This window comes from Nocardia amikacinitolerans (assembly GCF_900215415.1).
Lineage (GTDB): Bacteria > Actinomycetota > Actinomycetes > Mycobacteriales > Mycobacteriaceae > Nocardia > Nocardia amikacinitolerans.
Genome location: NZ_OBEG01000003.1, coordinates 653,594 through 672,913, shown reverse-complemented (window position 1 = coordinate 672,913; position 19,320 = coordinate 653,594). Strand labels below are relative to the sequence as shown.

Below are 19,320 nucleotides of genomic sequence, written 5' to 3'. Positions count from 1 at the left end.
CATGGGAACCACACCGAACGGATCCGTCGCGTTCGTCCGCGCCACCTGGCACAGCTCGATCGTCGGCAAGGCCCTGGAGGGCTTCACCACCGAGTACACCGATCTCGGCTTCGACCCGGCCACCATCGATGTCTTCGAGGTGCCCGGCGCGTTCGAGATCCCGCTGCACGCCAAGCGGCTCGCCCAGACGGGCAAGTACTCGGCGATCGTGGCCGCCGCACTGGTGGTCGACGGCGGCATCTACCGGCACGATTTCGTGGCCTCGGCAGTGATCGACGGGCTGATGCGGGTGCAGCTGGACACCGACGTGCCGGTCTTCTCGGTGGTGCTCACCCCGCACCACTTCCACGAGCACAGCGAGCACGTCGACTACTTCACCGGCCACTTCGTGACCAAGGGCGCCGAGGCCGCCCGCGCGCTGGCGACCACGCTCAGCTCGCTGCGCTCGCTGCCCGCCACGGCCGGTTAGGTCCGGCCGCGGCGGACCGGCTCACTTGAACTTGGTCATGCAGGCCTGCTCGCCGTCGAGCACGCCGGTGCGGAACGCCTCGAGCCGCTGGTAGCCGCTCTTGACGACCTTGCCGTCCACGTCCGCGGCGGCGAGCCCGTCGGCGAGCAGGCCGGAGACGGCCTCGTCGAGGTCGTTCGCCGACAGGCGCGGATCGCTGGTCGGCTCGCTCAGCTTGGTGGTGAACGCGCCGCTGAGGCAGGCGGTGCGCAGGCCTGCGGTCTCCGCGCCGGTCAGCGAGAGCTTGCGATCCTGCTGAACGGCGAGCATGTAGCGGGAGACGAACACCACGAAGGCGTTGTAATCGCCCTGCACGACGGCCGACAACGGCTCGTCGTCACCGTCGAGCGGACCGCCGCGCTCGGCCAGTTCCGGAATGTCGGTGCCGATCTTGTTCGAGCTCGGGCAGTACGACACCGGTTCGGTGGTGGTGACCTTCGAGCAGTTGCGCACCACGCCGGTGTAGTCGAACTGCGGCGCGTCGGCGATCGGGAAGTTCTTCAGCAGCGCCTGGCTCACGCTGGTCAGCGAGGCCTGGTCGACCGGGAGCTGCTGGCTCTCCTCGTCGTCCACCTCGAAGGTCACCGGCAGACCGCCGCGGCGCTGCTCGATCTCTTTCCTGTCGATCCTCTTGCACGCCTCCGCGCCGTCGGTGTAGCCGAGCTGCACGGCGGTCACCCGCTCGAACGCCGAACCGTGCACGTTGTCGGGGTCGCTGGGATCGGTGTCGCGCACGGCGATGGTGGCGCCGAGCACGCCGTCCAATCCGTCGGTCATGTTCATGGTGAAGTGCGGCGAGTCGCCCTCGGCGACGTGCCGCAGGAACACACCGGCCAGGCAGTCGGCCTGCTGCTCCTTGACCAGCCCGCCGGTGAACAGCCCGGCGATCTTGGCCTGCCCCTGGATGGCGTGGCCGTACTCGTGCGCGAGCACCATCACCACCGACATCGGACCGTACTTGTCCTCCAGCAGCGGCAGCAGCACCCTGCGGTCCCAGCCGATGGTGTGGTCGAGCCCGCAGTAGGCGGCGTTGACCAGCTTGTGGGTGTCTGTCTTGCAGAACTTCACCGACTGCTCCTTGGGTGCGCGCGCGTCCCAGGAGATGTACTTGTTGACCGGCTCGAAGGTGCCGGGAAAAGTCTTGGCGTACTCGGCTTTCCAGAACTCCTCGATGTCGGCGATGGCATTGAGGGCGAGCTGGTCGACCGGTCCGCCGTCGCCGTTCTCCGCGGTCAACGTCGTGTCGGGGACGCCGGGACGCGGACCGCTCGGGCCGGTGTTGCTTGCCGCGCCTGCCAGCATCCACGGGTTGTTCGGATCGGTGGCGGCGGCGTTCTCCGAGCTCGTCGTGGTCTGCGAACTCCCGCAGCCCGCGAGCGTCGCGCCGATCGCCACCAGCACCGCGATAGCCGCGAACCGCAGCCGTTTGGTCCTCATCAGGTCTTCCTCCCCGGTCCCGCGCGGGCACCCGCCCGCGCCGCCGCCGGACGGTGGTCTACCCACACCGCCGGTCGAGCGTTCACATGGTAATCGCTGACTCTCGTTCGCGCGTATCGCCTTGCGCGCCATGAACTCACGCGTGCCCCGCACCCTCGAGGCGCGAACTCGTGCGTCGCCACACACCGTCTGCACGCCGCACACAGGCGGTGCCTATGTGAGGCGTGCAGACGGTGTGTGGGAACGGCAGCCAGGTGGTCAGGCGTCGAGGCGCAGCACCGCGAAGACCGCGCGGTGGTCCGATCCGGGGATCGAGAGGCTTTCCATTTCCTCGGCGGTGCCGCCCGCGACGAGAATGTGGTCGATTCCGATCACCGGTCCCCAAGCCCGGTCGGTGGGATAGGTCGGCAGCGGACCCGCGCCCGCGAGGTCGGCGGCGGAATCGAACCGGCCGCGCACCAGGTCGCGGAAGGCCGAATGATCCCGTGTCGCATTGAAATCCGCGCCGACGACGGCCGGACCGGTTTGGGCGTCGAGGATTTCGCGGACGCGGTGCATCTCCGCGCTCCACGCCGCGAAGTCCAGCGGTGGCGGCATCGGGTGGAAGGCGTAGACGGCGACGGGGCCGCGCTGCGGGTGCTCCATGATCGCCGAGAGGTTGTTCATGACGAAGCCGTCGTATTTCCTGGTGTCGCGCAACGGGTATCGGCTGAAGATGCCGGTGCCCGCGCCCCATTTCCCGGGTTCCAGGTAGTGGTACGGGAGATCGCCGGCCAGTTCGGTGGTCAGCCGCGCGGCCGATTCCGGTGTCAGCTCCTCGAGGGTGAGCACGTCGACGCGGCGCTCGCGCACCTCACGCACCACCACGGGCAGGTCGGCGCCACCGAACAGCAGATTCGACTGGAGCAGTCGAATCTCCGGACCGCTGGCCGCTCGTCCGTCCGGCACGAAGAGTGGCAGCTGCGTCCACAACACCCCCATCACGACGACACCCGCGGCGGCCGCGCTGCGCCACCCGCGTGCCACGACGAACAGCAGCAGTCCCACGATCGCGCCGAGCATCAGATACGACGCCCCAGAGGCGACCAGCACCGGCAACTGCCGCTGCCAACTGCTGAAGTACAAGACGATGCCCACGAGTCCGACGACGAGGGCGCACCACCCGAGACCGAGCAGCACCCGGTTCACCCATACACGCATGCGGTCGACACTAAGCAAGTTTTCCTGGAGAAACCTTTCGCGCCGCATAACGCCACAGGATCCGCACACTTCCTACACTTGGCGGCAGATTCCGCGGAAAGGGGCTGGAGATGTACGTCGAAGAATTCACGGCCGTCGGGCCGCTGTCCGCCGACGAAGCCCAGGAACTCGCGGACATCGCGGGCCGCTACACCTCACGCATCACCGTCAGCTGCGGCGGGCGCGACGTGCACGCGCTGGTCCTGCCGGTGGCGTGGGACGAGCTGCCGATGAAGGCGGGCAGCCGGGTGACGGTCACCGTCGAGGGCGGACGGCAGGGACCGGAGGAGGATCGGAAGGCCCTGCGCGATTTCGTCTGCCACATGCAGCACGTCGGCGACTGATCGCGTCACGCCCCGAAAACCCGCTCGACCACCGCTTTCGCCCGTCGCGTCACCCGCATGTAGTTGTCCAGGAACTCGCTGCCGTCGTCGTTGCGCCAACCCGCGACCCGCGCGACCGCCGAGAGCAGACGACCGGGGCCCGGCAATTGATCGGTCGCCTTGCCGCGCACCAGAACCAGCGCATTGCGCGCCTTGGTCGCGGTGAGCCAGGCGTCGCGCAACAGCGCCACGTCCTCGGCGTCGAGCAGCTTGGTCTCCTCGATGACGTCGAGCGATTGCAGCGTGGAGGTGTTGTGCAGCGCGGGCACCTCGTGGGCGTGGCGCAGCTGCATGAGCTGCACGGTCCATTCGATGTCGGCCAGACCGCCGCGTCCCAGCTTGGTGTGCGTCGCGGGGTTGGCGCCGCGGGGCAGGCGTTCGGAGTCGACCCTGGCCTTGATGCGGCGGATCTCGCGCACCGCCTCGGCCGAGACGCCGCCGATCGGGTAGCGAACCTTGTCGATGACGTGCAGGAACCGCAACCCGAGGTCCTGATCGCCCGCGATCTGGTGGGCCCGCAGCAGCGCCTGCACCTCCCAGGGCTGCGCCCACTGCTCGTAGTAGGCGCGATAGGCGGCGAGGGTGCGGACCAGCGCGCCGTTGCGGCCCTCCGGACGCAGACCCGCGTCGACGTGCAGGGGCGGGTCGGTGCTCGGCGCGCCGAGCATGCGCTGCACCTTCTCGGCGATGCCGATCGCCCATTTGACGGCCTTGGTCTCGTCCTCGCCCGGACGCGGATCGCAGACGAACAGCACATCGGCGTCGGAGCCGTAGCCGAGTTCCATGCCGCCGAGCCTGCCCATGCCGATCACGGCGAAATCGGCGGGCGCTGGCGCACCGGTCTCCGCCTCGCTCGCCCGGATCACCGCCGCCAGCGCGGCTTCCAGCACCGCGACCCACACCGACGACAGGGCGCGGCAGACCTCCGGCACCTCGAGCATGCCGAGCAGATCCGCCGAGGCCACCCTGGCCAGTTCGTGGCGGCGCAGCGAACGGGCCGCCGCCACAGCGCGTTTCGGATCCTCGTAGCGGGCCGCCGCGGTGAGGATACCGCGCGCGACGTCCTCCGGCTGCGGTCCGAGCAGCAGCGACCCACCGGGACCGTCGGCGTACATGCGGATCGTTTCCGGCGCGTTGATCAGCAGATCCGGCAGGTACTCCGAGGAACCGAGCACGATCATCAGCCGCTGCGCGATCGCGCCCTCGTCGCGCAGTTCGCGCAGGAACCAGATCTGGTCGTCCAGCCCTTCCGACACCCGGCGGTAGGCGAGCAGGCCCGCGTCGGGATTCGGTGTGTCGCCGAGCCATTCGAGCAGGGTGGGCAGCAGCAGCGCCTGGATGCGTCCCTTGCGGGAGACCCCGCCGGTGAGCGCCTTGAGGTGGCCGAGCGCGTTCTCCGGGGCCGCGTAACCGAGCGCGGCCAGCTGCCGGATGGCGGCGTCCGGGCTCAGCCGCAGCGCGTCGGAGTCCATCCGCGCGACCGCGTCGAGCAGCGGACGGTAGAACAGCTTCGCGTGTAAACGCCGCACCCGCACGGCATTTCGGCGGATCTCGGAGGCGAGCACGCCGACCGCGTCCTGCCTGCCGTCGGGACGGATGTGCGCGGCGCGGGCCAGCCAGCGCATGCCCTCCTCGTCGTCGGCCGCGGGCAGCGTGTGGGTGCGCTTGAGCCGTTGCAACTGGAGGCGATGCTCGAGCAGGCGCAGGAATTCGTAGGAGGCGGTGAGGTTCGCGGCGTCGTCCCTGCCGACGTATCCGCCGGCGGCGAGCGCGGTCAGCGCCTCGACGGTGCCCTGCACGTGCAGCGACTCGTCCACCCTGCCGTGCACCAATTGCAGTAGCTGCACGGCGAATTCGACGTCGCGCAGGCTGCCGTGGCCGAGCTTCAATTCGCGCTCGCGCAGGTCGGCTGGCACCAGGTCTTCCACGCGGCGGCGCATCGCCTGCACGTCGGCGACGAAATCGGGCCGCTCCGAGGCGGTCCATACCATCGGCATCACCGCGTCCCGGTACTGGTGCCCGAGTTCGAGGTCGCCGGTCATCGGCCGGTTCTTCAACAGCGCCTGGAACTCCCAGGTGCGCGCCCATCGCTTGTAGTAGGCGATATGCGATTCCAGGGTGCGCACCAGCGCGCCCTGCTTGCCCTCCGGGCGCAGCGCCGCGTCCACCTCGAAGAAGGCCAGACTGCCCACGCTCATCGTCTCGGCGGCCAACCTGGTCGCGGTGGCGTCGGCGGGTTCGGCGACGAACACCACGTCCACGTCGCTGACGTAATTCAGTTCGCACGCACCGCTTTTGCCCATCGCGATCACGGCGAGCCGGACCGGGCACGGCCCGTCCTTGCATACCCGCGCGACCGCGACCGCGAGCGCAGCGGTGAGCGCCGCGTCGGCCAGGTCGGTGAGATGACTGCCGACTGTCTGGTACGGCAGCACCGGCTCGTTCTCGACGGTGGCGGCCAGATCCAGCGCGGCGAGCAGCATCAGCTGGTCGCGGTAGCGCCTGCGCAGCAGCGCCACCGCTTCAGGACCGGCGATCCCCGCCCTGTACAACATGGGGCCTGCGTTCGGCCCCTCCTCGGGCACCGCGTCGACGGCGTCGAGCAGATCCGCGAGGACATCCTCGCGCTTGGGCAGCTCCGGGCGGCGCAGCAACTGCCACGAGGCGGGCTCGGCCACCATGTGGTCGCCGAAGGCGCTCGACGAGCCGAGCAGCGCGAACAGCCTGCCGCGCAAGGACTTATCGGTGCGCAGCGCGGAATCCACTGCGGCCCAGTCGCTTCCGAGCCCTTCGCGGAGGCGCATGAGGGTGCTCAGCGCGAGGTCGGCGTCGGGCGCCCTGGACAACGACCAGAGGACCGGGATACTTTCGACGTTGTCCCAGCCCAATTCGCGCAGCGAGGCTGCGGCCGTCGGCTCGAGCAAGCCGAGCCGACCGACACCGGGAACAGCAGAGCGCGCAGACGGTGGCCGGACCATAGTCTTAAACTACATGGCCCGGCCGCGCGTCCACGTCACAGTCCGAGGTACTCCCTGAGCTCGAACGGGGTCACCTGGCTGCGGTAGTCGGCCCACTCCCGGCGCTTGTTGCGCAGGAAGAAGTCGAAGACGTGCTCGCCGAGGGTTTCGGCGACCAGCTCCGAGCGCTCCATCGCCTGCAACGCCTCGTCCAGGGTGCCCGGCAGCTCGCGGAAGCCCATCGCGCGGCGCTCGGCGGTGGTCAACGCCCACACGTCGTCCTCGGCCTCCGGCGGCAGGTTGTAGCCCTTCTCGATGCCGCGCATACCCGCGGCGAGCAGCACCGCGAACGCCAGGTAGGGGTTGCAGGCGGAATCTGGGCTGCGGATCTCGACGCGCCGCGAGGACGACTTGTTCGGCGTGTACATCGGCACGCGCACCAGCGCGGAGCGGTTCGACCGGCCCCAGGAGGCCGCCGTCGGGGCTTCGCCGCCGTGGATGAGCCGCTTGTAGGAGTTCACCCACTGGTTGGTGATCGCACTGATCTCGGGCGCGTGCTCCAGGATGCCCGCGATGAACGCGCGGGCGGTCTCGGAGAGGTTGATCGGGTCGTCCGGATCGGCGAAGGCGTTGTTCTCGCCCTCGAACAGGCTCATGTGCGTGTGCATCGCCGAGCCCGGGTACTGCGCGAACGGCTTGGGCATGAAGGTGGCGCGCACGCCCTCGTCGATGGCCACTTCCTTGATCAGGTAGCGGAAGGTCATCACGTTGTCGGCCATGGACAGCGCGTCGGCGTAGCGCAGGTCGATCTCCTGCTGACCCGGCGCGCCCTCGTGGTGGCTGAACTCCACCGAGATGCCCATCGACTCCAGCGCATCGATCGCGTGGCGCCGGAAGTTCGGGGCCGAGTCGTGCACGGCCTGGTCGAAGAAGCCACCGGAGTCGGCGGGCTCGGGCGGGCTTCCGTCCCGCGGGCCGTTCTTCAGCAGGAAGAACTCGATCTCCGGGTGCACGTAGCAGCTGAACCCGACATCGCCCGCCTTGTTCAGCTGCCGCCGCAGCACGTGGCGCGGGTCGGCCCAGGACGGCGAGCCGTCGGGCATGGTGATGTCGCAGAACATGCGCGCGGAGTGCTGATGGCCCTTGCTGGTGGCCCACGGCAGCACCTGGAACGTGGAAGGATCCGGGCGCGCGACCATGTCGGCCTCCGACACCCGGGCGAAGCCCTCGATGGCCGAGCCGTCGAAGCCGATACCCTCCTCGAAGGCGCCCTCGAGCTCGGCGGGAGCGATGGCGACGGACTTCAGGTAGCCCAAGACGTCGGTGAACCAGAGACGCACGAAGCGGATGTCCCGCTCTTCGAGCGTCCGCAGCACGAATTCCTTCTGGCGATCCATGTCCGCGAGCGTAAGCACCTGGCGTTAAATCCGTGTTACGTACGGCCTCGGGATTGCGTTTCGGGTCCGCGAGGGGCTGTTCGGAACGAAGTTCACCACCGTCCGGACCGGTCGGCGAGTGGTCCCCTGCGATTCCGCATGCGTCGGATCCGCCGCCGCGGATCGTTCCGGAATTGCCGTCGGGACAACGCCGGCCGGCCCAGCGGAATTCGCACGACCTCCGATTCCGTTCGCACAGCACGCCGCGCGCGACGTCGCGGCGGACGCTGAGGGGCAGTCGAGTCCGGCGGCAAGTCGCCTTGACGTTCAGCAGGTCAGGCCGGGCTCGGGGAGTTTCAGATCGACCAGGTACGTGATCACCGCGTCGTCCAGACACTGGTTGCCCGCCACCAGCGCGGCGGTGTGGCGGTTGCCGGTGAAGGTGATCAGCGCGGCGTCCAGCTGGGCGGCCAGGTCGACCCCCGCCTGGTACGGCGTGGCCGGGTCGTCGGTCGTCGACACCACCACGACCTTCGGCAGACCTTCGACGGCGATCCGGTGCGGGTTGCCGCTGTTGGGCACCGGCCAGGTCGAGCACAGTTCCAGCGGGGCCTGTCCGGTGCCGCGTCCGTCGTCGAGGAAGGGGGCGGCCTTGCGGTACTCGGTGTCCTGACGGGCCGCCACCGCCGGATCGGTCACCCGCGGATCGTCGACGCAGCGGATGGCGTTGAACGCGTCCTGGGTGTTGTTGTAGGTGCCGTCGTCGCGGCGGCCGTCGTACATGTCGGCCAGCTGCAGGAGGGTGTCACCGCGGCCGTCGCGCAGTTCGTCGAGGCCGAGGGTCAGCACCTGCCACAGGTCGTCGGAGTAGAGCGTCTGGGTGACGCCGGTCATGGCGTCGTTGTAGCTGAGGCCGCGCGGGTCGGTCGTCTCGGCGGGCCGGTCCCACAGCGGGTTGACCAGCTCGCGGAAACGAGCCACGGCCTGGGCCGGGTCGGTGCCAAGCGGGCAGTCCGGCTCCTTCGCGCAGGCCTGGGCGTAGGCGTCGAACGCGGTCTGGAAGCCCGCCGCCTGGCGCAGCGACTCCTGGACCGGATCCTGCGAGGAGTCGACGGCGCCGTCCAGCACCAGCGCCCGCACCCGGTCCGGGTACTTCTCCGCGTACAGCGACCCGAGCTTGGTGCCGTACGAATAGCCCAGGTAGGTCAGCTTCGGGTCGCCGAGCACCGCCCTGATCACGTCCATGTCCTGGACGACCTCGCGGGTGCCGACGTGCGCGAGCAGCTCGTCACCGGTGCGCTCGACGCACTTGTCCGCGTACTCCTTGTTCTCCGCCTCCGCGGCGGCGATCCCCTCGGGCGTGTTGTCCTCGGGGCGCTCGGCGCGCTCGGCGTCGTTCTCCTGCGGCGTCAGGCACGCGATCGCGGGCGTCGACGCGCCGACACCGCGCGGATCGAACCCGACCCGGTCGAAGCGCTCCGACAGTGGCGTCCTGTTCGCGAGGCTCGCCATCGACAACCCCGACACCCCGGGCCCGCCAGGATTCATCAGCAGCGAACCGATCTTCGCCCCCGACGCGGGCACCCTGCTCAACGCGATCTGCGCCGTCGGCCCCGCCGGATCCGCGTAGTCGACCGGCACCGTGATCCGCGTGCACTGCGCGTTCGGCGGGAACCGATCACCCGGCCCCGCGAATTCCAGGCACTCCCCCCACTCCGGCGTCTGCCCGTAGAACCGCTCCAACCCGGCCTGCGGTGCGGGCATCGGCCCCTGCGGCTGCGCCCGCTCGATCGCGCACCCGGCCGCGACCATGCTCAGCACCGCCGCCACCAGCACGCCACGCCCACGCCGCAATCCCATACTTCGATCCTGCCAGCAATGGTTTGCCGAGCGGTCCCTCCCCCACCCGCCCGACGGCAGCGCCACCGCCCTCGCAAACCTTTCGCACGCTTCGCAGAGGGTGCAGCGCCTGCGAAGCGCAGGGAACCTTTGCGAAGTCGTCAGGACGCCGTCGGGGTGCTGTGCGGCGGGTCGCGTCAGGTGCCCGTAGCTGTGAGCAATCGCACCGAACGACGCCCTTAAGCGAGCGTGGAGGCGGGTGGCACACTGGAACCGTCAGAAAACCCGGGGACCCGGCCAGGGCCTCGAGGCGACGATACGAAAGGGACGATGATGTCCGTATCCGATGCGGAAACCCCTGCCTACGGCGCGGCTCAGGCCGAGACCAAGAAGGCGCGGCGCAAGACGCGTGTCCCCCACCTTCAGCAGATGAAGGCCGACGGTGAGCGCTGGGCGATGCTCACCGCCTACGACTACTCCTCCGCCCGCCTGTTCGAAGAGGCGGGCATCCCCGTACTGCTGGTCGGCGACTCGGCCGCCAACGTAGTGTACGGCTACGACACCACGGTGCCCATCACCGTGGACGAGCTGATCCCGCTGGTGCGCGGCGTGGCGCGCGGCGCGCCGCACGCGCTGGTGGTGGCCGATCTGCCGTTCGGCACCTACGAGTCCTCCCCGCAGCAGGCGCTGGCGACGGCGACGCGGTTCATGAAGGAGGGCGGCGCGCACGCGGTGAAGCTCGAGGGCGGCGAGCGAGTCGCCGAGCAGATCGCGCTGATCACCGCGGCGGGTATCCCGGTGATGGCGCACATCGGCTTCACACCGCAGAGCGTGAACACCCTCGGCGGTTTCCGGGTGCAGGGCCGCGGCGACGGCGCCGAGCAGCTCATCGCCGACGCCATCGCGGTGCAGGAGGCGGGCGCGTTCTCCGTGGTCATGGAGATGGTTCCCGCCGAGCTGGCCGGGCAGGTCACCCGCAAGCTGACCATCCCGACCGTCGGTATCGGCGCGGGCGCCGACTGCGACGCCCAGGTGCTGGTCTGGCAGGACATGGCGGGTTACACCAGCGGCAAGACCGCCAAGTTCGTCAAGCGCTTCGCCGAGGTCGGCGACCAATTGCGCTCGGCGGCAGCGGCTTACGCCGACGAGGTGCGCCGAGGAACGTTCCCCGGACCCGAGCACAGCTTCTGATCGACCGGACGAGCGCCGCGGCGTACCTGCCGCGCCGCTCGATTCGTCGTCACGCCGCGAGGCGTGGAACGAGCGGTGCGGGCCGCGGGCCGCGAACAATGGCAGACTCGATGCCGACATTCTCGACACGAGCAGAGGTACCGATGCCGCACAGCCGTTGGATTTTCCGCAGCACCTCGCTGGCGGTCGCCGCGTTCGCCGCCGCGACACTGGCCGCGTGCGGGACGAACGGGAACCCCGAGCCCACCGGTAGCACGGGATCGACCACCTCGGCGCCAACGTCGGCGACCACGACCGCCCAGGCCACCGGCACCCAGAAGCCGACGCCGACGGTCACCGACGCCGCCGCCACCCAGTTGTGCGACGCGATCCGGCCCGAGCTGTCCAACTTCCGGGTGCAGGGGCCGACGCTGGGGCGGGTCGGCCTCAACCTGATCGTGCACCCGTGGGGTCTACAGAACGGCATCGACGTGCTCGGCAACAAGGCCGTCGTCGACACCGTCACCACCAAGAGCTGCCCGGACGTCCGTCAACAGGCCATCGAGGCGCTACAGACGCCGGACCTGGCCTCGATCATCGTCGGCCTGTGATGCGCACCCTGTATCCCCCGATCGAGCCGTACGAGTCGGGCATGCTCGACGTCGGCGAAGGGCAGTCGGTGTACTGGGAGGTCAGCGGCAATCCCGAGGGCAAGCCGGTGGTGTTCCTGCACGGCGGCCCGGGCGGCGGCACCGCGCCGTACCACCGGCAGTTCTTCGACCCGTCGGCCTACCGCATCGTGCTGTTCGACCAGCGCGGCTGCGGGCGGTCCACCCCGCACCTCGCCGACGGCGCCGATCTCGCGCACAACACGACCTGGCACCTGGTCGCCGACATCGAGGCGCTGCGTGCGCATCTCGGCGTCGAGCGCTGGCAGGTGTTCGGCGGCTCGTGGGGCTCCACGCTGGCGCTCGCGTACGCGCAGAAGCATCCGGAGCGGGTCACCGAACTGGTGCTGCGTGGCATTTTCCTGTTGCGGCGCAAGGAGATCGACTGGTACTACAACGGCGCGGCGGGCAACGTCTACCCGGACGAGTGGGAGAAGTTCCTCGCGCCGGTGCCGGAGGCCGAGCGCGACGGTGATCTGGTCGAGGCCTATCACCGGCTGCTGCACTCCCCCGATCCCGAGGTGGCGACGGCCGCCGCGATCGCGTGGTCGGTGTGGGAGGGTTCCACCAGTTCGCTGCTGCCGCACCCGGATCGGGTCGCCGAGACCGGCGAGCCGCGGTTCGCGCTGGCGTTCGCGCGCATCGAGAACCACTACTTCCGGCACGGCGGTTTCCTGGAGGAAGGACAGCTGCTGCGCGATGTCGGCGCCATCTCGCACCTGCCGGTCGTCATCGTGCAGGGTCGCCACGACATCGTCTGCCCGGCCGTGAGCGCCTGGGATCTGCACCGCGCCTGGCCGGGCTCGCAGTTGCACATCGTCGACGACGCGGGGCACGCGGCCAACGAACCCGGCATCGTCGACCGGTTGGTGCGCGCCACCGACGGCTTCGCGAAGGTGGGCTGAGCCGTGGCGGTCGTTGCCGGAGAAGCCCTGATCGCCGCCCTGCGCGACGACATCGACCGATTGCTGGCCGCCGAGCCCGAGGTGCGCGCGGACGCATCGGATTCGGTGCACCAGATGCGGGTCGCGACCCGGCGGCTGCGCAGCGTGCTTCGCTCCTATCGCGGCTTGTTCGAGAAGGCTCCGGCGGCCGAGATCGGCGCGGAGCTGAAGTGGCTTGCCACGCTGCTCGGCGTCGCCCGCGACGCGGAAGTGCGGGCCGACCGCTTCGCCGACCTGCTCGACGATCAGGGCGAGGACGTGCCGGACGTGGTCGCCGAGCGCCTCGTCGGCGCCGAACGCGCACGCTACGACGCCGCGCACGCCGAGGTGCTCACCGCACTCGACACCGACCGCTATCGCGCGCTGCGTGAGCGACTGACCCGCTGGCGCACCGACCCACCGCTGCGCCCAGCCCGCGCCGCCGCGCCCGCCGTCGACTTCTTCGGCGTCGTGCTGCTGCGCGACCACGAACGGGTGGCGGCGCTGATCCGGCACGAGCCGACGGTGCCAGGTCCGGAGCGCATCGAGGCGCTGCACGATATCCGCAAGAGCGCCAAGCGTTTACGCTATTCCTGCGAGGCCGCCGAACAGGTCATCGGCGAGTCCGCCGCCGATCTCGGCCATCGAGCCAAGCGCCTGCAAACCGTGCTCGGCGACCACCGCGACGCGGTCGAATCCGGAGAAGCGATCATCGAGCGCGCGGCGGAGGCCGAAGCGGCGGGCGAGGACGTGAACGTCTACCGCCGTCTCACCGTGGCGGAGAACGCCGCGGCCGACCGCGCCCTGTCCCGCTACCCCGAAACAGCCGAGGCCCTTTCGACCAGCCTCTGGTGACGTTGCGACTCGAGAAGTCAGGCGGGGAAGGCGAAGCCGACCTTGCGGGTGACCGGGTCGGCGGAGACGAGCCGCACGCGGACGGACGCGCCTTCCTTCGGGCTGCCGGTGCAGGGTCCGAGCACCGGGGGATCGGCGATGAAGACCTCCGCGGGTCGGTTGCCGTTGGCCTCGCGGACGACGACCGCGTCGAACACGGCGTCGAGGCGTTGGGCGAGCAGGCTGGCCTCGGTGAGGTCGATGCAGGCGCGGTCCACTTTGCCGGAGACGCCGTCGGTGCGCTTCATGGTGTCGGCGGTCGGCGCGAGTCCGTCCCGAACCCATTGCGGCACCGGGGTTCCCGCGCAGTGGGCCAGGCAGATCTCGGTGGCGAAGCGGTCGGCGAGGCGGCGCAGCGGAGCCGTCACGTGCGCGTAGGGCGCACCGATCCCGCTGTGCGCCAGTACCTCCGGCGGCGACCCGTTCACCACCGTGTACGCGGCGCCGCGCAGCAGGCCGGTGGCCTCCGACATGAGCACGAGGGCGGCGGGGGTATTGGGATCGAGCCCGGCCAGCATGCGGCCGACCGGCTGATCCGCTGGCCAGTCCACGGCCAGCGCGGCGGCGGTGCGGCGCATGGACGCGATGGCGGATTCGGTGGGCGGCGGCATGGTGCGCAGCAGGCCGATCCGCTGCCCGTCGGCGTCGGCGCCATCCAGCATGATGCGTGCCGCGCACATGCCGGTCAGCAGGGAGACCTGCTCGTTCCAGTCGTCTGCCGCGGTGCGCGGCTCGACGACGAGCCGCCAATGGCCGTCGTTCGCGTCGTCGCGGATGACGCTCTGCGAGGGCAGCCGCAGCCCGATCGCGCCGCGGGCGAGTCCGGCCTCGATGCGCCGCGTGCCGAATTCCGGCAGGGCCGCGATCGAGGGGTGCAGGGCGCCCGCGTCGGCGGCGGCTTGGACGCCCGCGTAGTCGAGTCGGGCGCGGGAGCGGACGGTCGCGCGCACCACCGAGTAGGTCAGCGGTTCGGCGTTCTCGTCGAGTTCGATGGTCCACAGGGCCGCCGGCCTGGTCTGCTCGGGCAGCAGGCTCGCAGTGCCCTCGGAGAGGACGGGCGGATGCAACGGCACCGTGCCGTCCGGGAGATAGAAGGTCTGGCCCCGCGCGCCGGATTCTCTGGCGAGCGCGCCGTCGGGGGCGATCACGGCGCCGACGTCGGCGATCGCGTAGTGCAGTGTGAAGCCGGAGGCGGTGCGCTCCAGGTGGAGGGCCTGGTCGAGATCCATGGCGCCCGGCGGGTCGATCGTCACCAGCTCGATGTCGGTGCGATCGATCCGGTCGCCCGCGAACGCGTCCACCGCGCCGCGGGCTTCCACGGTGGCCTCGGCGGGGTACGCCGAGGCCAGACCGAATTCGGATCGGATGGCGCCGAAATCGACCGGCGCCGAGATGATCCGCTGGTGCAGTTCCACGTAGAAATACGTTACTGCAGTGCCAGCATCGTGCCGTTCAGCTCGTTGAACGGACCGAACACCGTGAACGTCACCCGCCCGGTGGGGTAGGTCGACGACAGATCGGCCGCGGCGTCGAGCGCCTCACCGAAGGACGCCGCCGACGGGTGCGGAAGACCGGCGAGCGTGCGGCCGAAGTTGTTGTCGGCCACCCACTTGGTGTCGGCAGGGCTGAGATCGACCTGCACCCCGCCGGGAAGCGGAGTCACCGCGACCGCGTTGGCGGACCCGGCGCCCAGCGCGGCGAAAACCGATGCGGCCCCGGCGATGAGCGCGCCGGCGACCAGTGAACGAACTACCCGCATAGAGTTGAGACCTGCTTCCGCAATCGAAGAATGAATCGGCCCGCTGCTGCCCGGCATCGGGCCTGCCAACGGCGACTACTGTATGACGTCGGTCACCTTTAGGCCAGTTCCGTACGAATCGCCCGGCCGCACCCGTCGTGTCGCGCGCGACTGCTACTGTTCGGGGCCGGTGCGGGCCGTGATCCAACCGCCCATTCCGAAGTGACCCCGTACGTCGACAATTGGGAGTTATGCACTGATGTCATCGATCATCTTCGACTACCTGATGCCGCTGCTCGGCCCGGAGCAGGCCGCATACTGGGCGCAGGTCTTCATGGTCGATCCCACCTGATCTCACAGAGAACGCCACACGACGGTCGCCTTCCGTTAACCTCACGGAAGGCGACTTTCGTCCGGTGCCGCTAGCATCCGGCACCGTGAGAAGAACTTCCGCCGCGATCGCGGTAAGCACCACCCTGTTCGCCCTGCTCATCGCGGGTTGCAGCAGCGACGACAAGGACACCGCGACGGCGTCGTCCACCTCCACCTCCCCCGCCACCCAGCCAAGCGGCGCCGCCGTGCCCGACAGCGCCAAGGCAGGCATGTTCGTGGTGAGCTACCGCAGCGCCTTCCCGAAGCTGGCCGAGGGCCGCAGCGACGCGCAGATCGCGGAGATCTTCACCGCGACCTGCAAGGACATCAAGGACGGCAAGGCCGAGGACGCCATCGTGCAGTCCACCGTCGACCGCTCCAAGTCCGGCCAGACCGCCGCGAGCAAGGAAGAAGCGCAGGCCATCTTCACCACGGCAAAGTACCTCTGCTGAACCACGCCGCCGATGCGGGCCGGGTGCCTCGGTGCGCGGCCCGCATCCGGCGGTTCGACTCTCGTTCTTTCGGCGCCGATCCTCGCGGGCTCGGCACACCTCGATGCCGGGCGTGGGGCGGACGAGTTGGTCTGTAAGCCGGATCCTGTTCCCGGTTCGCACCGGGCGGCGACCATCCATCTGGGCACACCGTCGCCGGGTGCCTCGAGCGGCCCACCCGCAGGCTCGGGCGAGCAACCCTCGAACGCCTGCGCAGCCGCACTCCGAGGAGTGCGACCTTCGACCTTGCTCCGGGCGGGGTTTACCGAGCCGCCCCGGTCACCCGGGGCGCTGGTGCGCTCTTACCGCACCGTTTCACCCTCACCGCGCGTCCCCGAAGGGACACGGGCGGTCTGTTTTCTGTGGCACTGTCCCGCGGGTCACCCCGGGTTGCCGTTAGCAACCGCCCTGCTCTGTGGAGTCCGGACTTTCCTCGGCGACGGGCGGCGGCACCGGAGTGCCCGTTCCCATCGCCGCGGCCGCCCGACCAACTCGTCCGCGCGTGCCAGGATACTCCCCGGCAGGTGAGCGGCCGCTCGCGCCAGTACGGTTAGACGTCATGGAACGTCTCGAGGTCAGTTTTCCCTCAGGTGGCCAGCAATGCGCCGCCTGGCTGTATCCCCCCGCAGGCGTCCCCAAGCCCCGTCCACTCGTGGTGATGGGGCACGGTCTGGGGGGCACGCGGGACATGGGATTGGACAGGTACGCCCGACGATTCGCCGCGGCGGGCATGGCCGTGCTCGTGTTCGACTACCGACATTTCGGTGCGAGCCAAGGTGATCCGCGCCAGCTGCTGCACATCGCGCGACAGCGGGAGGACTGGCGGTCGGCCATCGCGTACGCGCGCACCCTGCGCGGCATCGACAAGACCCGAATCGCGTTGTGGGGCACGTCGTTCGGCGGCGGTCACGTGCTGACGGTGGCGCCGGAGGACGATTACATCGCCGCCGTGGTCGCTCAAGTGCCGTTCACCAGCGGGTGGGCTTCGGCATGGGCGAAGGGGCCGATCAGCATGACCAAGGTCGCCACCATCGCCGCCACCGATCTGCTGATCGGGCCGCTGCGGCGCAAGCCGGTCCGGATTCGGCTGGCCGGGCGCAAGCGGTCAGCGGCGCTGATGAGCGCGACCGATGTGCCGGAGGGTTTCGGAAGGCTGGCCGAGGAGAGCGAGACCTACGACCCGAAAGTCGCAGCGCGCGTTGCCTTTCCGGCGCTGTTCGATTCGCCCGGACGGCACGCCAAGGCGTTGAAGATGCCGGTGTTCTACGCGGTGGCCGACAACGATTCGATCGCGCCCGCCAAGCCCGCGCTGAAGGCGGCCGAACGCACCAAGCACGCGGTCGTGAAGCGTTATCCGGTCGGGCATTTCGACGTGTACTTCGACGACGTCTTCGAGCAGGCGGTCTACGACCAGACCGACTTCCTTGTCTCGGTACTGCGGCCGTGAGCACCTCAGCGTGAACGACGCAGCGTACGCCACAGGATGAGCAGCGCGGCGAGGGCGGCCAGCGCGAACGGCAGTGGTCGTTCGCGGACGGCGGTGGCGATGTCGCGGCCGCGCTCGGCGACCGGTTCGGGCAGCACCTCCTCGCCGTGCTCGGCCGCGTCGAGAACCCGGGCGGTCGCGCGATCCACCAGATCGGTCGCCGCGAGCGCGGCCGCCGCGCTGCGGTCCTCGGCGCGGTGTTTGGCGTCTGCGGCCTTGTCGGTGCCCGCCGCTACAGTCGCGGGCCATGAACGCAGCGACTGCCGCGGTTGCCGAGATCGTCCGTGGGATCGATCCGTGCGACGAGCTCGAGCGCGAACACATCGCGACGGCGCTGGACTGGCTGGCGTCGACCGACGACGTGTTCCGCAGGGAGAAACCGGCGGTGCCGCCGCGGCACCTGGTGGCGTACACGGTGCTGGTCGACCCGGTGTCGCGCGCGGTGTTCCTCGGGCGCCATCGGCTGGCCGGACTCTGGCTGCCGATGGGCGGTCATCTCGACCCCGGCGAGCATCCGTTCGACGCGGCCCGTCGGGAGGCGGGCGAGGAACTCGGTATCGCCGCCGAGTTCGATGTGGTGGGTTCCGCGCCGTTGTTCCTCACCGTGACCACGACCGTCGGAATCGGCGGTGGCCACGAGGACGTGAGTCTCTGGTACGTGATTCGCGGCGATCGCACCCGTGAGTACCGGCTGGACCCGCGCGAATTCGACGGTGGACGGTGGTGGGACATCGACCGATTCGCGGTTCCGGAATCCGATCCGCATTTTGCCCGCTTTCTGTCGAAACTGGACGCGGTCCTCGGAACGGACCTGGATCCCGTCGCGGCGTAGATCCAGGCGATCGGTCGGACCTCTGCCGAAAGCGGTACTCAGGCAACCGAGTTGGTGGAGAATCATGGCTCGGTTTCGCCTGATCACCGCCGAGCAGTACGGAATACGGGGCCGTCACCGCGACCGCGCGTCATGGCGCCGATCGGATGCGGGTGTTCTGGAAGGACGTGAACAACCACTGTCCGTTCACGCGCACGGCGGTGCGGGTTTGGATCGAAAGGTCTTCCGAGCGGCAAGTATTCGCGCCATCCCGCAGCACACAGACGCCATTGGTGACCAGCACGGCCACATCCGGCGCCGGAAACCGGATCGTGGTTTCCCGAGGAGACGAGAGGCGCGTGCCCTTCATGAAGCCGTCGAATCCCTGCTGCATGACCTCGGCCAATCGCGCTCGGCCGCGGACGAATTCGCCGATGACCGAGACGAAGTCGGCGTCCTCGGTGAACGTCGCGGCGAACGCCACACCGTCACCCGCGGCCCACGCGGCGGTCTGCGCGTCCAGCAGTTCCAGCAATCGGGCCTCGTCGGCGCTCACCGCGCCGCCCGCCGCAACGCGGTGTATTCGGTCGCGGCGAAGGCGGCGACCACGGTCGCGCCGATCAGCACGAACAGCACGCCCAACCCGGTCAGCTCGAGCACCCCGGAGAACGCCAACGCCACCATTCCCACCGCCGACAAGGTGTTCACCGCGACGACCGCCTTCGCGTGCCGTGCGGGAATCCGCGGATACCCGGCGATCAGCAGGAGCGCCAGCGCACCACCCACCATCGCGACCCCGAACGGAATCGACCACGCCGTCGGCAGCCCGAGCGGGTCGCGCAGCGCGGCCGCTCCGCCAAGCATGACGACGCCGAACGCGCCGGTACTCCAGCCGTCGACACGCAGTGCCGTGCGCAACGGGTCGGTGGGCGGGGCGGCGAGTGCTGCCGTACTCATGTCCATCTCCTGTCGATCGAGCTTCCGCCACCCACGGTGCCGGGACGCGGTAAGCGTCTCAATAACCTCGG

At 69.6% G+C, this 19,320-nt stretch carries 19 protein-coding genes and 1 other RNA gene; 9 read left to right on the top strand and 11 right to left on the bottom strand.

Annotated elements, in window-relative coordinates:
• The first annotated feature begins 1 nt into the window (after position 1).
• Positions 2-469: a 6,7-dimethyl-8-ribityllumazine synthase gene (locus CRP45_RS17440; RefSeq protein WP_097245939.1), complete on the top strand. Its 468-nt coding sequence runs from the start codon at positions 2-4 to the stop codon at positions 467-469.
• A gap of 21 nt (positions 470-490) precedes the next feature.
• Here the strand turns inward: CRP45_RS17440 and CRP45_RS17435 are convergent, their stop codons facing one another.
• On the bottom strand, positions 491-1,945 hold the full coding sequence (locus CRP45_RS17435; protein ID WP_097245938.1) for a neutral zinc metallopeptidase: 1,455 nt from the start codon (positions 1,943-1,945) through the stop codon (positions 491-493).
• 258 nt (positions 1,946-2,203) lie between these two features.
• Positions 2,204-3,145, bottom strand: coding sequence for an endonuclease/exonuclease/phosphatase family protein (locus CRP45_RS17430; protein ID WP_097245937.1), 942 nt, complete (start codon positions 3,143-3,145; stop codon positions 2,204-2,206).
• Positions 3,146-3,255: 110 nt separating this feature from the next.
• On the opposite strand from CRP45_RS17430, the gene CRP45_RS17425 reads away from it, so the two are divergent.
• Positions 3,256-3,528: an HPr family phosphocarrier protein gene (locus tag CRP45_RS17425; RefSeq protein WP_097245936.1), complete on the top strand. Its 273-nt coding sequence runs from the start codon at positions 3,256-3,258 to the stop codon at positions 3,526-3,528.
• A gap of 5 nt (positions 3,529-3,533) precedes the next feature.
• Here the strand turns inward: CRP45_RS17425 and CRP45_RS17420 are convergent, their stop codons facing one another.
• The 3 genes from CRP45_RS17420 to CRP45_RS17410 form a co-directional block, all read right to left on the bottom strand.
• Positions 3,534-6,545 carry a bifunctional [glutamine synthetase] adenylyltransferase/[glutamine synthetase]-adenylyl-L-tyrosine phosphorylase gene (locus CRP45_RS17420; RefSeq protein WP_097245935.1) on the bottom strand — a complete coding sequence of 1,004 codons (3,012 nt, stop codon included), beginning with the start codon at positions 6,543-6,545 and terminating at the stop codon, positions 3,534-3,536.
• A gap of 35 nt (positions 6,546-6,580) precedes the next feature.
• Positions 6,581-7,921, bottom strand: a complete 1,341-nt coding sequence (glnA, locus tag CRP45_RS17415; protein ID WP_097245934.1) for a type I glutamate--ammonia ligase — start codon at positions 7,919-7,921, stop codon at positions 6,581-6,583.
• Between the two features lie 306 nt (positions 7,922-8,227).
• A complete protein-coding gene (locus tag CRP45_RS17410; protein WP_097245933.1) occupies positions 8,228-9,760 on the bottom strand; it encodes an alpha/beta hydrolase in 1,533 nt (510 codons plus the stop codon).
• Between the two features lie 312 nt (positions 9,761-10,072).
• Here CRP45_RS17410 and panB point away from each other — a divergent pair, with 312 nt between their 5' ends.
• From panB to CRP45_RS17390, 4 genes are all read left to right on the top strand, one after another.
• Positions 10,073-10,930 (top strand): 3-methyl-2-oxobutanoate hydroxymethyltransferase, encoded by an 858-nt coding sequence (panB, locus tag CRP45_RS17405; protein WP_097246127.1) that lies wholly within the window; start codon positions 10,073-10,075, stop codon positions 10,928-10,930.
• A 143-nt stretch (positions 10,931-11,073) separates the two neighbouring features.
• The gene (locus CRP45_RS17400) at positions 11,074-11,520 is read left to right on the top strand and encodes a hypothetical protein (protein ID WP_097245932.1); all 447 of its coding nucleotides are present in this window, start codon (positions 11,074-11,076) and stop codon (positions 11,518-11,520) included.
• Positions 11,520-12,482 carry a prolyl aminopeptidase gene (pip, locus tag CRP45_RS17395; protein WP_097245931.1) on the top strand — a complete coding sequence of 321 codons (963 nt, stop codon included), beginning with the start codon at positions 11,520-11,522 and terminating at the stop codon, positions 12,480-12,482. The genes CRP45_RS17400 and pip overlap by 1 nt, the downstream gene beginning before the upstream one ends.
• 3 nt (positions 12,483-12,485) lie before the next feature.
• Positions 12,486-13,355: a CHAD domain-containing protein gene (locus CRP45_RS17390; protein ID WP_097245930.1), complete on the top strand. Its 870-nt coding sequence runs from the start codon at positions 12,486-12,488 to the stop codon at positions 13,353-13,355.
• A gap of 17 nt (positions 13,356-13,372) precedes the next feature.
• Here CRP45_RS17390 and CRP45_RS17385 read toward each other — a convergent pair whose 3' ends face one another.
• Complete coding sequence (locus CRP45_RS17385) at positions 13,373-14,809, bottom strand: RNB domain-containing ribonuclease (RefSeq protein WP_097245929.1); 1,437 nt, start codon at positions 14,807-14,809, stop codon at positions 13,373-13,375.
• 11 nt (positions 14,810-14,820) lie between these two features.
• A complete protein-coding gene (locus CRP45_RS17380; RefSeq protein ID WP_067785983.1) occupies positions 14,821-15,153 on the bottom strand; it encodes a hypothetical protein in 333 nt (110 codons plus the stop codon).
• Positions 15,154-15,569: 416 nt separating this feature from the next.
• Between CRP45_RS17380 and CRP45_RS17375 the strand changes: the two genes are divergently transcribed.
• Positions 15,570-15,956 (top strand): hypothetical protein, encoded by a 387-nt coding sequence (locus CRP45_RS17375; RefSeq protein WP_097245928.1) that lies wholly within the window; start codon positions 15,570-15,572, stop codon positions 15,954-15,956.
• A gap of 118 nt (positions 15,957-16,074) precedes the next feature.
• On the opposite strand, the gene rnpB is transcribed toward CRP45_RS17375, so the two are convergent.
• Positions 16,075-16,490: RNase P RNA component class A (gene rnpB / locus CRP45_RS17370), an RNA gene on the bottom strand.
• A 64-nt stretch (positions 16,491-16,554) separates the two neighbouring features.
• Here rnpB and CRP45_RS17365 point away from each other — a divergent pair.
• On the top strand, positions 16,555-17,442 hold the full coding sequence (locus tag CRP45_RS17365; RefSeq protein WP_067785987.1) for an alpha/beta hydrolase: 888 nt from the start codon (positions 16,555-16,557) through the stop codon (positions 17,440-17,442).
• 5 nt (positions 17,443-17,447) lie between these two features.
• Here CRP45_RS17365 and CRP45_RS17360 read toward each other — a convergent pair whose 3' ends face one another.
• The gene (locus tag CRP45_RS17360; RefSeq protein ID WP_097245927.1) at positions 17,448-17,630 is read right to left on the bottom strand and encodes a hypothetical protein; all 183 of its coding nucleotides are present in this window, start codon (positions 17,628-17,630) and stop codon (positions 17,448-17,450) included.
• A gap of 98 nt (positions 17,631-17,728) precedes the next feature.
• Here CRP45_RS17360 and CRP45_RS17355 point away from each other — a divergent pair, with 98 nt between their 5' ends.
• Entirely contained in the window at positions 17,729-18,313 is a 585-nt protein-coding gene (locus tag CRP45_RS17355) for an NUDIX hydrolase (protein ID WP_097245926.1), read from the top strand.
• A 130-nt stretch (positions 18,314-18,443) separates the two neighbouring features.
• Here CRP45_RS17355 and CRP45_RS17350 read toward each other — a convergent pair whose 3' ends face one another.
• Together CRP45_RS17350 and CRP45_RS17345 are read right to left on the bottom strand one after the other, a co-directional pair.
• A complete protein-coding gene (locus CRP45_RS17350) occupies positions 18,444-18,848 on the bottom strand; it encodes an SgcJ/EcaC family oxidoreductase (protein ID WP_097245925.1) in 405 nt (134 codons plus the stop codon).
• Complete coding sequence (locus CRP45_RS17345; protein ID WP_097246126.1) at positions 18,845-19,249, bottom strand: hypothetical protein; 405 nt, start codon at positions 19,247-19,249, stop codon at positions 18,845-18,847. The genes CRP45_RS17350 and CRP45_RS17345 overlap by 4 nt, the downstream gene beginning before the upstream one ends.
• Between the last annotated feature and the right edge of the window lie 71 nt (positions 19,250-19,320).